Genomic DNA, 12721 nt, shown 5'->3' with positions numbered 1-12721 from the left:
ATAAAAAATGAAGAAAACCCAACATTTCAAACGACTCTGGCTGTTTGTTGGGATGGCCGCGGCTGCTGCTGTCCTGTACTTCTGGTTGATGAATAACCGATTTGTGGATATTCATACTCCTCTGTCAAGTGCCGAAGTCGTGCGTGCGGATACGAGCAAAGCTGTATATACCAAGATTGGCGGCGGTGCCCATATCCGTTTTGACGATGCTGTTTTGAACGAAGAAGATATAAGCCGGGTTGTTCATTGGTTGAATGAAGCTCCAGGACTCGCCAAGACACCTGTGGATCGCATTGATGGCAGCATTCATATGGGGATTGCTTTGAGACTTAAGCATCATACTGGGGTCACCATTCAATACAACGGCAGCCAGATTTACGTTACGAAAAATGGCCGTTTTAACCAGACATCGAGGTATGCACTGCACCATCCGGAGTTAAAAAATTATTTGGATGAAGAACTAGAGGGGACGTATTTTGGAGGAAGTCCTGTTAAGGGAGAACAGGAGGGAACATCATGAAGATAAACTTGAAAATATTCAATCTTTCCGCTTGGCTTGCCGCACTGGCAGTCTGGTGTCTCCCGGGTACCATAGAGACAGAAGGCGGGCCGCTCCGAACCGAGTATGGATTTCCATTTCGTTTTTTGACGGATTATCATCTCCCGAACCCGGATGGAGCGATCTGGTTTATATCCGACATGCATATCAATTTGCTGGTGTACTTCTTTAATATTTTGTTTATTTATGCTGGAATACATGTGATTTTGTATCTCAAAAAGAGAATAAAAGAGAAGCAGCCGGAGTGAATTACAATGAAGCATCTTTGTTGAATAGGAGTGTGCAGATATGGAGACGTTTTTTCGCTATAACTGGATCGTACGTGAACAGTGGTATGCATGGTGTGCAGACCTGCCGCCAGAAGAGCTGCTTCGCCCGCGTACAGGAGGGGTTGGGAGTATACTGAGAACTTTGTTTCACGTTATTGATGTGGAATGGAGCTGGCTGCAGCTGCTGCAGGGAAAACCGGACGATGAGGAGGATTTTGCCAACTATCAGACGCTCCAAGCCGTGCGTGAGCTGGATCATAAACTGCACAGGGACGTGGAAGCATTTGTTCTAGCCTGGGAGCCTGATATGGAAAAGAAAGCTTTCATAGACCGCCGAACCGACGGGCGCGCGGACATGGATGCTTGGGGGGAAATTATGATGCATGTGATTGCACATGAAATTCATCACATGGGACAGTTATCCGTATGGGCCAGAGAACTCGGCCGGGTGCCTGTATCCGCTAATGTTATAGGCAAAGGCTTGATCAAGCCTAACCCGAACGGAAGGTCGTGAACAAACGTGATACGGCTTGGTGACATGAACTGGGTTCATCTGGACGAAAAGATCAGGCAGGGTATGCAGCAGCAGAATCAGCAAATTATTCCGCTTACACCTGGGTTGGAAGCCGATGTGATGTGCGTTAGATGGAATGATCAGTCGTACGTTCTGAAGATATGGAATAAGGAATCACGCCCGGATATCGGCAAACAATATCACCTGCTGCTGAAGCTGGGCCAGAGTGGAATTCAAGTGTCCAGACCCTATGGCTGGGGGAAGGATCAGGATCACAATCAGGTGCTGCTTACAAGTTACGATGGCATACCAGTTACCCGGCTGGATCAAAAGGTTTTAAGGCGAATGGCCTGCACATTAAATGATATCCACCAGTATCCATTCAGCATCGCACATACAGATGCAGATACAGAGGCGTCCAAAGAGTACATCCCTCGCTGCCGTTTTGTTGACTATTTTTTTCCTCAGATCGATAAACATGCTGATATTTACGATCGTGTGAATGATGTGGTACAGCGTGTACAGATCAGACAGGATCACTTGATTCACGGTGACTATAACTTGGGGAACATTGTCGAGATGAATGGACAGCACACGGTTATTGACTGGACCAATGGACAGTACGGAGATCCGAGATACGACACGGCATGGTCTGTCTTTTTAATCACCATCTATAACGGAGAAGAGTACGGTAAGCTTTATCGGGATGAGCTGCGGACTGTTTCAAGCTGTATGTTGGATGAAGAACGAGCCTTTGAGGCCCTTGCCTGGCTGCGCTGGGTGCTGCTGTCACGCGAGGGGGATGTTCCAAGAAATTCGGAAGTCATGCGGCGTATGCTGAACATTGCTGCGCATAACCTGTATCTGCACACCAGTTTGTTGTGAATGAAGTAACGTCTTCATCGAGCATATTTCCTTATACCCCAAGATGCCGTTTGGGTATTCCGAATATCTTTTCAAGGCGATTCCCAAGCCTGTCCTAAACTCATATTTTCTGCATACCTATGGTAGTAGAGGAGCGTGATGAGTTATGGAACAGAAAGTGCAGACTTATTTTGAATTGAAACAGCAGCAGAAAGAGATTGAACAGCGGTTATCCGTATTGCGAGATGAGATTGTGGCTTATTGTGCGGAGCAGGGGATCTATGAGACCGAAGTAGGCAGCTACAAGGTGAAAACGGTGCTCCAGCACCGCAAGGAATACGATGATCAGAAGCTTTACGCGTCCCTGCCTGATCCGGAAATTTGGAAGCTGGTGTCCAAGGTGGACAGCCATAAGCTGAAGAGTTTGATCAAGCTTCATATTCTTACTGAAGAACAGGTCAGCCCGGCGTGTACGGTGAAGCAGGTTACGATGCTGCAGGTCGACAAGTTATAACGTATGGCTTCAACCCTTCTTTCGTACCGAAATTGGTAGAATTTCAGGGGGCAAAAGTTTATTTTGTTCATGGAAAGCGCATTCATAATCCGTTATGATGAAGTAATAAACCTGCGAGGAGGAACCAGGATGTCTACTGAAATTCCGTCCCTACATACTGCTTATGCCGATTCGTTCAAGATAGGTGCGGCAGTACATACCAGAATGCTGCAGTCCGAAGGGGATTTTATTGCAAAGCATTATAACAGTGTTACCGCTGAGAACCAGATGAAGTTCGAAGAAGTTCATCCGCGAGAGCATGAATATACATTTGAGGCAGCAGACGAGATTGTTGATTTTGCTGTTGGCCGGGGAATCGGTGTGCGCGGTCACACCTTGGTATGGCACAATCAGACCCCGGCATGGGTGTTCGAAGATGCTTCCGGTGGTCCGGCTTCAAGAGAATTGATGCTGTCCCGGTTGAAGCAGCATATTGATACAGTCGTTGGCCGTTACAAAGGACAGATCTATGCTTGGGATGTTGTGAACGAGGCTATCGAAGATAAAACCGATCTGATTATGCGTGATACGAAGTGGCTGCGCTTGGTCGGAGAGGATTATCTGCATCAGGCGTTCAGTATGGCTCATGAGGCAGATCCGGATGCACTGCTGTTCTATAATGATTATAACGAGACAGACCCCGTGAAGCGGGAGAAAATATACAATCTGGTTCGGTCCCTCCTGGACAAGGGGGCACCTGTTCATGGTATTGGTATGCAGGGACACTGGAACATTCATGGTCCTTCCATTGAAGAGATCCGTCAGGCTATTGAACGTTATGCCTCACTGGATGTACAGCTTCATGTCACTGAGCTGGATCTGTCCGTCTTCCGTCATGACGATCGACGTACCGATCTGACGGAGCCAACATCAGAGATGATGGAGCTTCAGGAGAAAAGGTATGAGGACATTTTTCGATTGTTCCGGGAGTATAAATCCAACATTACTTCCGTGACATTCTGGGGTGTGGCTGATAATTATTCGTGGCTGGATCATTTTCCGGTACGCGGCCGCAAAAACTGGCCGTTTGTATTCGATACACAGCTGCAGCCGAAGGGTTCGTTCTGGCGTATTCTTGGGCAGGACTGAGGCTTAGGCTTAGGCAGTAATTCAGGTATAAGCTCAGCTCAGTTTAGGTTGAAGTTTCAAGCTGCAGTGTACCGCAGTCTGTTGACGGTTACGAACTCATAGCCTTGCAGGCAGGCCCATAAAAAGGGCGAGCCTGCAGGGCTTTTTTGAAGTATCTTATAAATAGAGCAGATTTATTCTAATCTTAGCATTGTCACATTGACTATACGGTGCCATACTGGAGAAAAAAAGGGGAAATGGCAGGTGAATCCATGTATAAGGTCATAGTAGCAGATGACGAGCCATTTATGCTGGAAGGCTGGAGAACGATGATCGATTGGCAGGGCTGCGGATATGAGTTATGTGGAACTGCGACAGATGGAGAAGAAGCACTTGAGTTGATCGGCCATGTGAATCCGGATCTGGTTGTAACCGATATTCAGATGCCGGTACTTGATGGACTTGGCTTGATTCGAACGATGCGTGAAGAATTAAACTATGATTCCCAGATCGTCATCGTGACTGGTTATTCCGAATTCGGTTACGCACAGCAGGCGATACGATATCGGGTGAATGAATATGTACTCAAGCCTTTGGTGCCTGAAGAGATTCATGAGTTATTGAAAAATCTGATTATTCCTCTGGACACCCAGAGACAGGAAATCGAGACGAGGTATGCGGAAGAACGAAATGAGGCAGCGGAGATGCTGGATACGTTTACTGACGCAGGTGGTGTGATTGAAGAAGCGGATCTCGAAAAAATGACTTCTCGTGCCAAGCAGTTCCTGGCTTTGATTGAAGCGGGAGATGTGAACCGGATTGATCGTGCTGTGGACGATATGCTGCAGGAGATGCGCGAATCCCGGGCTGCGAGGGGCTGGACTCAAAGCGCTGTCAGGTATGTACATGGAGAACTGCTGCGGAGATATGGGATAATTGGAGCGGATCAGACGCTTCTGCAAAAACGAACCTGGCATCACACAGAGAGTTGGTTCCATGGAGAGTTAAAGCAGCTGTTTAGGCAGATTGCCGAAACGTTCGCTTCATCTGCTCAGGCTGATCCGGGTTCAGGAGGGCTGGTAGCAGAAGCTGTTCAGTATTTGAAGGAACATTACCGCACCAAAATCAAACTGCAGCAGCTGGCGAATCACATTCATGTGAATGCAGCTTATCTGGGCCAGCAGTTCAAGCGGGAGATGGGCATCAGCTTCAGCGAATATGTGCATCGTCTTCGAATCGAAGAGGCACGCCGGATGCTTCGCCGAACGAATATGAAAATTTCAGATATTGCATTCGAATTGGGTTATCATGATGCGGAGTATTTTACCGAGAAATTTAAAGCGCTTACAGGCGAACTCCCGTCCTTATATAAAAACAATAATCAAGGGTGATCATGTGCATAAAAAAAAGTGGACTTTTCATACAGTGAATGATATCCCCCTTCGATACAAGTTTTTGCTAATTTATGTCGTGAGTATTCTTCTGCCCATTATCGCGATTAATCTGTTTTTCTATCAACGGACATCGGCAGATATCAAGGTGCGGGAACAGGAAAATCTGCGTAAATCCATTGACAGGGCCGCAGGTGAATTGGTGGGTATGATTGATGAGAGTGTTGCACTGAGTCGTATGATTGCAGCGGATGACTCCTTGTATGAAGCACTTGATCGTACTTATGAGTCACCTGTGGAGTATTACAACGAATACCACATTTTCCTGCGTGATAAATTGACTCGGTATATGTCAGCCAATATTCTTGAAGTTCGGATTTTCACGGATAACGATACCATTCAGACAGGTAGTCACTACATTGTCATGAAAGACAAGGGAAGTTCACTGCCTGGAATGAAGCAGTTAAATCAAGCAAGTGGGGATATTCTCGTTATCGATTATGAAGAACAGACCGGATTCAGCCGGGGGAAGCGAATCAGTGTCATCGGGAAGATGAAAACTTTTACTTCGTATGCTAACTATGCGAAGTATTCCAAAATCGATCTGGAAGTGAACCGGATTTTCAGCATACTTAATCGCGAGACGAACAGCCTGCAGCTCCGGCTTGTGGACGGAAATAGCCGCCCGGTTGTGTCCAGTGCACGCTTCCCTGCAGATGGACAGTGGTCTGCCAATGTGAATTCGGAATATGTGCTGGAGAAACCACTTGGCAATCTGGCTTATCTGGACGGCTGGAAGCTGATCGGGGTTGCGGACACGCGGCATGTCGACCAACTGCTGAAGGAAGCGCGGAATTCTATTTTGTGGCTGGCCTTAATAAGTGTAATCGTACCTTCGGTGCTCATCTATTTTATTCTGCGCTCGTATCACTATCGGATTCGCAAACTGTCACGGCATATGGAGAAAGTGCGTAATGAACGTTTTGATCTGATTGAGATACAGGAAGGCCGGGACGAGATCGGTGGTTTGATCCGCACATTTAATATGATGATTAGCAAAATTCATTCCCTGATCAATGATGTGTATAAGCTGGAGATCAGGCACAAAGATCTGGAACTGGATCAAGTACGAACCGAGTTATCCATGCTTCAGAGCCAGATGAACCCGCATTTTCTGTTTAATACACTAAATGCACTGCTCGTTGTGAGCACCAAAAACGGTTATACAGAAGTTTCGGAAATTATAAAGAGTTTATCGCTGCTAATGAGACAACTGCTCAGCAGATCAGATAATCTTATTACACTGGAGGAGGAGCTGCAGTTCACTACGCTTTATCTTCAGATTGAGAAGTTCAGGTTCGGGGAGTTGTTTGATTATACCTTTGATATTGATCCGGAGGCTGCGGGTAAACGCATTCCACGTATGAGTATTCAGCCGCTGGTTGAGAATGCATGCAAGCATGGTTTGCAGGCGCGCAAAACAGGACGATTAATTCATATTACTGCCAAGCTTGGCGAATCCGGGCTGGTTATTCGTGTCATAGATAACGGAATCGGGATGGAACAGGACAAACTGCGCCAATTATTACAGGATGTGCGGTCGGATCAGGCAAAAGACGGCTCACATGTAGGCATCCGCAACGTATACCGCCGCCTGGAGCTGTTTTATGACGGGGATGCAGCGTTTACGATTCGCAGTGAGAAAGGCAGCGGTACGGAAGCCGGGTTTCATATTCCGACAGATAGACTGTGACGTATGAATAAGGGGGTCAGCAAGATGTATAAGGTGCTTCTGGTAGACGATGAGCCGTTTGCGATCGAGGGGCTTCAGCTGCTCATTGATTGGCAGAAATTCGGTTTCGAGATTAACGGTGTATGTGCCAACGGAGAAGAGGCTGTTGAAGCTATACGTACAGACAAACCTGATCTGGTCGTCACGGATATTCATATGCCTGCGATGAACGGGCTGGAACTAATTGAGGAGGCACGTCGCCTGGGATATGATTCCACGATGTTTGTCATTACGAGCGGGTACAGCGATTTTAATTACGCAAGGCAGGCGATTCGTCTTGGGGTATGCAATTATTTGACCAAACCGGTGGATACGGTGGAAGCGGATGATATGCTGGAGCGTCTGGCACAGGAGTTGAAGGAAAAGCAGCAGCGGGATTCTGTTCGTGAAATGGCCAAAGCTCAGGAGATAAGGCATGTTTTGAGTACATTGATTACGGGTCAGGATGCTGAGAATGAAGAGGACATGGCACGCGATATATCTAAATTGAAGGAGCAGGCTCATAAGTGGACGTATGTAAAAGTAAGATTTCAGCGTGCCGATTCCGGTCAGATCCGCTCCACTATTAATGATATGGTGAGCCGTGAACCATGCTGCTATGTAGTTGAAAATGAACAGGATGCCTGCGGCATCGTATGGGGTGAAGGAGATGCCGTGCCAGATAATATGCAGGGCAGGAGCCATCGCGATTTTGCAGAGCGCCTGCTGTCTGCTCTGAACGAAGACATTCCTGACGGGGTACAGCTCGCCGTAGGGCTGCCTGTGCAGCAGCCGGAAACGTTATCTCTTTCCAAAAGTATGGCTGTTGAAACGGAGCGTTTTTTGTTTTTACATCCGGGGAATCTGTTGTTTGCCGAAGATATTCAGGAGCAGCATTTAAAATTCAATCCCGAATTTCTCCATGAAGTGGACAATATTATGGAGCGTTTGGAAAACGGTTCGCCTGAGCAGTTAAGTGTGTCGATCCGGGAAGCGTTCCATCAATTTGTAATCAACAAGACTGCACCTGAGTTTGTGCACATATTCATGACCCAAATTTTATTTCGAGGCCTTGCCCTGTGCAAGGAGCTTGGGGGGGAAACGAAAGAGCTGCTTCAGAATACGGCGTTCTATCCCGGCGATCGGTATCATCGGAACATTGAAGAATCAGCCAGTCTGCTTGAAGCGTTTTGCCTGAAGTGTCAAGCTGCCGCCGCAGCTCTTCGTCAAAAACAGCTCGGCGGAACACAGGCGATGGTGGCCGACTATTTGCAGGAGCATTTCAGGGAGACCTTCACCATTAAAGAACTGGCAGAACGTTTCTTCATGCATCCTGTGCATCTGGGGCAATCGTTTATGAGAAAGTATGGCAGAGGCGTGCTGGACATGGTGCATGATCTGCGGATCGGGGAAGCCAAAAGGCTTCTCAAAGATTCAGACGCTGCGTCATGTGCCATTGCGGAACAGGTTGGTTATAAGAGCTACCAGCATTTTCTTAAGCAGTTCGAGCGGAGGACAGGGATGAAACCGGCGGAGTACCGCCTTAAACATGCAAACTGAAGCATGTTTAAGGCGGTATGTGTGGATTAAAGACCTCCTGCAATTAAGGGGGGCAGATGCTTAAATCTGTTTATTTTGAAACCGCATACATTTCCTCATAATGAAGACAGTAAGGCAAACCACTTCCAAGGAGGCGCAATACATGGGGGGATTGAAGAAAAAGAAACTTTGGGGTTCCGTTTCTCTCGTTCTGGCATTAACTCTGGCACTTGCTGGATGCAGCAGTGAAGAGGCTAAAACGACGACACCCGATGGTAAGGAAGTATTAAACATCTCGGCTTTTATCGGAACACCGAATCAGGCACCTGCAGCGGATAACCGGATCTACAAAAAGATCGAAGAAGAGCTGGGTGTCAAACTGAACATGGAGTTTCTGGTAGGTGACTTGCAGCAGAAGCTGGGTGTTATGGTTGCGGGTGGAGATTACCCGGATCTTATTACGGCAGATACCAAGCTGGTTGCGGCTGGTGCGGTGATCCCGCTGGAAGATCTGATCGAGCAGCATGCACCAAACCTTAAGAAGCATTATGCAAAAGATTGGGAACGGATGAAAGATTCCAGTGATGGACATATTTACTGGCTGCCTAACTACGGTGTATATACCGGTGAATTCATCAGTAACTATTATTCCGGCCCTGCGTTCTGGATTCAAAAGCAGGTGCTGAAAGAAGCTGGATATCCAACACCGAAAACGCTTGATGAGTATATGAAGCTGATTCGTGATTATACAGCGAAGCACCCGACAACAGAGGATGGTCAGCCGACCATTGGTTTCACCACACTGGCTTCTGACTGGAGAACATTCCCTCTCCTTAACCCGCCAGAGCACTTGACCGGTCATCCCAATGATGGCGGCGTTATCGTAGATGACAAAGGTGTTGCAACCGTATTCGCGGATAAAGATATTTCGAAACGATACTATAAAGAGCTGAACAATCTCTATAACGATGGATTGCTCGATAAGGAAGCATTCGTCCAAAACTATGACCAGTATTTGGCGAAAATTTCTTCGGGCCGCGTGGTCGGCATGTTTGACCAGCACTGGAACTTCCAGCAAGGTGAAGACCCGCTTGTAGCTCAGAACAAAATTTCTCAAACCTATGTTGGCTTCCCGCTGGTTTACGACACAAGCATCAAGGATCATTACCTGGATCGCCCGGTAATTAACTTGAATAATGGCTTCGGTATCAGTAAAGATGCTAAAGACGCTGTTGCCATCATCAAATTCCTCGATGCATTGATGGATGAAAAATATCAAAAGCTTCTTTCCTGGGGTGAAGAGGGCGTTGACTATAAGGTAAATGATAAAGGCAGATTCTATCGTACACCTGAACAACGTATTCAACAGGAAGATCCGGCATGGAAATTGGCTAACAAAGCAGAAGGTTTCTATGGCGCAGCACCGAAAATGGAAGGTACGTTCTCTGACGGCAATGCAATTGGTGCAACGAACCAACCTGAGGAATTCTACGACAGCTTGAAGCCGGAGGATAAAGAACTTCTGGATGCATACGGTTTCAAAACATGGAGTGACTTCTTCTCTCCTGCACCTGAGAACCCAGTGTATTATCCGGCATGGCAGGTGGACCTGAAAGAAGGTTCAGATGCATCGGTAGCAAACAAACAAATGACGGATACATCTCTGAAATACCTGCCTAGAGCCATCATGTCTAATTCCAATGAGTTTGATTCGATCTGGAGCGAATATGTGGACGCTTACAAGAAAATTAATGTGAAAGCATACGAAGACCGAATCAATGAGCAGTTACAATGGCGGATTCAGAACTGGACCGTGAAATAAATAAAAGCGGTTGTTGGATCACTTCGGAAGGCGGCAAAGGGGGATGGATACAGCTTATCCCCTGCGCCTTCCGAACAATCCATCCCTATAATCCGCTGTATGTTGATAGGAGGAGTGAAGGATGGCGAATACGCCGGGAGCCATACAGGATAAATCTGCTCCAACCGTTGTTACCAAGACGCCTCTGATGAAGCGCCTGCGCAGTCAAAAACAACTAATGTTTATGTCTCTGCCCATCGTTGCTTACATTCTGGTTTTCTCGTATTATCCGATCTGGGGCTGGGTTATGGCGTTTCAGAATTACAGTCCAGCGAAGAAATTCTCGCAGCAGGAGTGGGTCGGACTTAAGCACTTCAAGTTTCTGCTTACGGACGACGCGTTTCTGAACGTGCTTCGCAATACGATCGCGATGAGTTTGATTAACATGATTCTTGGCTTTGTGACAGCCATTGTTTTTGCGATTTTGCTGAATGAAATCAAGAACAAACTGTACAAACGTACCATTCAAACGATCTCGTACCTGCCTCACTTCCTGTCATGGATTATCGTTACGGGCATTGTTGCCAGTTCGTTATCCGTAGACGGCGGGATTGTGAACGTGGTGCTGATGAAGCTGGGATTCATTAATGAACCGATTATGTGGCTCAGCGTTCCAGAGTATTTCTGGGGGATTGTCGGTGCATCACACGTATGGAAAGAGGTCGGCTGGAACGCTATCATCTATCTGGCAGCAATTACCTCCATTGATCCTTCACTCTACGAGGCGGCCGAAATTGATGGTGCCAACCGTTATAAGAAAATGCTGTATGTTACGCTGCCGGGAATCAAGTCCATCGTCATTATCCTGTTGATCATGAACATGGGTTGGATTCTGGAAGCCGGTTTCGAAGTACAGTACTTGCTTGGAAATGGTGTCGTTGTTGACTGGTCACAGACGATTGATATCTTTGTCTTGAAATACGGACTGCAGATTGGTAACTATTCACTTGCTACCGCCGCCGGTATATTCAAAACCGTCGTCAGTATCATACTGATTTTTGCGGCGAACTCAATATCTAAACGATTCGGCGAAGACCGATTAATATGAGGAGGACACATCGATGGGAATAAACAAATCTCGGATTGAGCCGATTGTCTTCCATACATTTAACGGCTTGCTGATGATCTTTATTGCAGTAGTGACTTTATATCCTTTCTTGAATACGCTGGCTATCTCTTTTAACGCCGGGAACGATACGATTCGGGGTGGAATCTATCTATTGCCAAGGGAATGGACCACTCAGAACTACAAGGCGGTATTTGCAGGAGGCACGATATTCCAGGCATTTGGAATCTCCGTCGCCAGAACAGTGCTCGGTACGGTCCTCAGCTTGTTCCTGACCTCCATGCTAGCTTACACCCTGAGCCGCAGAGATTATATTTTGCGCAAACCGATTACGATTATCGTCGTTATGACGATGTACTTCAGCGCAGGTCTCATTCCAACGTACTTCTTGATCAAAGACCTGCACCTGCTGAACAACTTCCTGGTATACATCATTCCAGGTCTGATCAGCGCATTTAACATGATCGTTATTCGAACGTATATCCAGACGCTGCCGGAAGGGTTGATAGAATCAGCCAAGATTGATGGTGCGGGTGATTTCAGGACTTTTATGTCCATCATCCTGCCGCTCTGCCAACCCGTACTCGCAACCGTAGCTTTGTTCATTGCGGTAGGACAGTGGAACTCATGGTTCGATACGTTCCTGTACGCTTCTTCCAAGCAAAATCTGAGTACGCTGCAGTACGAGTTGATGAAGCTGCTGTCATCTTCCATGAATACGAACAGCAGTGCAGCTGTATCCAGTGGGGCAGACATGGGGCAGGCACGCAACATGGTTACGCCGATATCCATTCGGGCTGCGATTACGATTGTTGCAGCACTGCCAATCCTGGTTGTATATCCGTTCCTGCAGAAATACTTTGTACACGGTTTGCAGCTGGGCAGTGTGAAGGAATAGAGTGAAAGCAGAAACAAGGGTGTAAAATCAAGAAAAAGAATGAAATCGATCTATGGTAAATGATCGATTCATTCTTTTTTTTTTTTTTTTTGTATAATTTTGAAACTTTTTATTTTTTTAGATGTTATTTATTATAGGCACCCGCCTGAAAATAAACAAAGAGATGACATAATGGAAAGAAAAATCATTTTTGGAGCAGGAGCAGTTAAGCTTGCTTATGATAGTAAACTTTCTGGTGCAAGCGGAAATGCTGTGTCATACATGGGATACAACATATGGGGATAATGTTATTCTAAAAAGTAATGGTAGTTTTTCAGTAACCATAAAAGGCGGTACCGATGCTGTCGATACTTTAATTGGACCTGACT

The 12721-nt window shown here is 46.6% G+C and carries 12 protein-coding genes; all 12 read left to right on the top strand.

Annotation, left to right across the window (positions count from 1 at the left end):
- Positions 1-7: 7 nt before the first annotated feature.
- The 12 genes from MKY97_RS21835 to MKY97_RS21780 all read left to right on the top strand — a co-directional run bounded on the left by MKY97_RS21835 (position 8) and on the right by MKY97_RS21780 (position 12353).
- Complete coding sequence (locus MKY97_RS21835) at positions 8-520, top strand: hypothetical protein (RefSeq protein ID WP_342552370.1); 513 nt, start codon at positions 8-10, stop codon at positions 518-520.
- Complete coding sequence (locus tag MKY97_RS21830) at positions 517-807, top strand: hypothetical protein (RefSeq protein WP_342552369.1); 291 nt, start codon at positions 517-519, stop codon at positions 805-807. The genes MKY97_RS21835 and MKY97_RS21830 overlap by 4 nt, the downstream gene beginning before the upstream one ends.
- Before the next feature lie 40 nt (positions 808-847).
- On the top strand, positions 848-1342 hold the full coding sequence (locus MKY97_RS21825) for a DinB family protein (RefSeq protein WP_342552368.1): 495 nt from the start codon (positions 848-850) through the stop codon (positions 1340-1342).
- 6 nt (positions 1343-1348) lie between these two features.
- The gene (locus MKY97_RS21820) at positions 1349-2227 is read left to right on the top strand and encodes an aminoglycoside phosphotransferase family protein (RefSeq protein WP_342552367.1); all 879 of its coding nucleotides are present in this window, start codon (positions 1349-1351) and stop codon (positions 2225-2227) included.
- Positions 2228-2372: 145 nt separating this feature from the next.
- Positions 2373-2720, top strand: coding sequence for a hypothetical protein (locus MKY97_RS21815; protein ID WP_342552366.1), 348 nt, complete (start codon positions 2373-2375; stop codon positions 2718-2720).
- Positions 2721-2849: 129 nt separating this feature from the next.
- Positions 2850-3848 carry an endo-1,4-beta-xylanase gene (locus MKY97_RS21810; protein ID WP_342552365.1) on the top strand — a complete coding sequence of 333 codons (999 nt, stop codon included), beginning with the start codon at positions 2850-2852 and terminating at the stop codon, positions 3846-3848.
- 251 nt (positions 3849-4099) lie between these two features.
- Complete coding sequence (locus tag MKY97_RS21805) at positions 4100-5218, top strand: response regulator (RefSeq protein ID WP_342552364.1); 1119 nt, start codon at positions 4100-4102, stop codon at positions 5216-5218.
- A gap of 4 nt (positions 5219-5222) precedes the next feature.
- The gene (locus MKY97_RS21800) at positions 5223-6971 is read left to right on the top strand and encodes a sensor histidine kinase (protein ID WP_342552363.1); all 1749 of its coding nucleotides are present in this window, start codon (positions 5223-5225) and stop codon (positions 6969-6971) included.
- 24 nt (positions 6972-6995) lie between these two features.
- The gene (locus MKY97_RS21795; protein WP_342552362.1) at positions 6996-8549 is read left to right on the top strand and encodes a response regulator; all 1554 of its coding nucleotides are present in this window, start codon (positions 6996-6998) and stop codon (positions 8547-8549) included.
- Positions 8550-8691: 142 nt separating this feature from the next.
- Positions 8692-10350: an ABC transporter substrate-binding protein gene (locus tag MKY97_RS21790; RefSeq protein ID WP_342552361.1), complete on the top strand. Its 1659-nt coding sequence runs from the start codon at positions 8692-8694 to the stop codon at positions 10348-10350.
- Positions 10351-10471: 121 nt separating this feature from the next.
- A complete protein-coding gene (locus MKY97_RS21785; protein WP_342552360.1) occupies positions 10472-11437 on the top strand; it encodes an ABC transporter permease subunit in 966 nt (321 codons plus the stop codon).
- A gap of 13 nt (positions 11438-11450) precedes the next feature.
- Positions 11451-12353 (top strand): carbohydrate ABC transporter permease, encoded by a 903-nt coding sequence (locus MKY97_RS21780; RefSeq protein ID WP_342552359.1) that lies wholly within the window; start codon positions 11451-11453, stop codon positions 12351-12353.
- The last annotated feature ends 368 nt before the right edge of the window (positions 12354-12721 follow it).

The sequence above is a fragment of the Paenibacillus sp. FSL R7-0652 genome, from assembly GCF_038595045.1.
In the GTDB taxonomy this organism is placed as follows: Bacteria; Bacillota; Bacilli; order Paenibacillales; family Paenibacillaceae; genus Paenibacillus.
Note: the sequence above shows the minus strand (reverse complement) of the source record. Positions and strands in the feature narration are given on the sequence as shown.

Coding starts and splice junctions, on each gene's coding strand:
- MKY97_RS21835 (WP_342552370.1), top strand. CDS start 8: ATGAAGAAAACCCAACATTTCAAACGACTCTGGCTGTTTGTTGGGATG.
- MKY97_RS21830 (WP_342552369.1), top strand. CDS start 517: ATGAAGATAAACTTGAAAATATTCAATCTTTCCGCTTGGCTTGCCGCA.
- MKY97_RS21825 (WP_342552368.1), top strand. CDS start 848: ATGGAGACGTTTTTTCGCTATAACTGGATCGTACGTGAACAGTGGTAT.
- MKY97_RS21815 (WP_342552366.1), top strand. CDS start 2,373: ATGGAACAGAAAGTGCAGACTTATTTTGAATTGAAACAGCAGCAGAAA.
- MKY97_RS21810 (WP_342552365.1), top strand. CDS start 2,850: ATGTCTACTGAAATTCCGTCCCTACATACTGCTTATGCCGATTCGTTC.
- MKY97_RS21805 (WP_342552364.1), top strand. CDS start 4,100: ATGTATAAGGTCATAGTAGCAGATGACGAGCCATTTATGCTGGAAGGC.
- MKY97_RS21795 (WP_342552362.1), top strand. CDS start 6,996: ATGTATAAGGTGCTTCTGGTAGACGATGAGCCGTTTGCGATCGAGGGG.
- MKY97_RS21790 (WP_342552361.1), top strand. CDS start 8,692: ATGGGGGGATTGAAGAAAAAGAAACTTTGGGGTTCCGTTTCTCTCGTT.
- MKY97_RS21785 (WP_342552360.1), top strand. CDS start 10,472: ATGGCGAATACGCCGGGAGCCATACAGGATAAATCTGCTCCAACCGTT.
- MKY97_RS21780 (WP_342552359.1), top strand. CDS start 11,451: ATGGGAATAAACAAATCTCGGATTGAGCCGATTGTCTTCCATACATTT.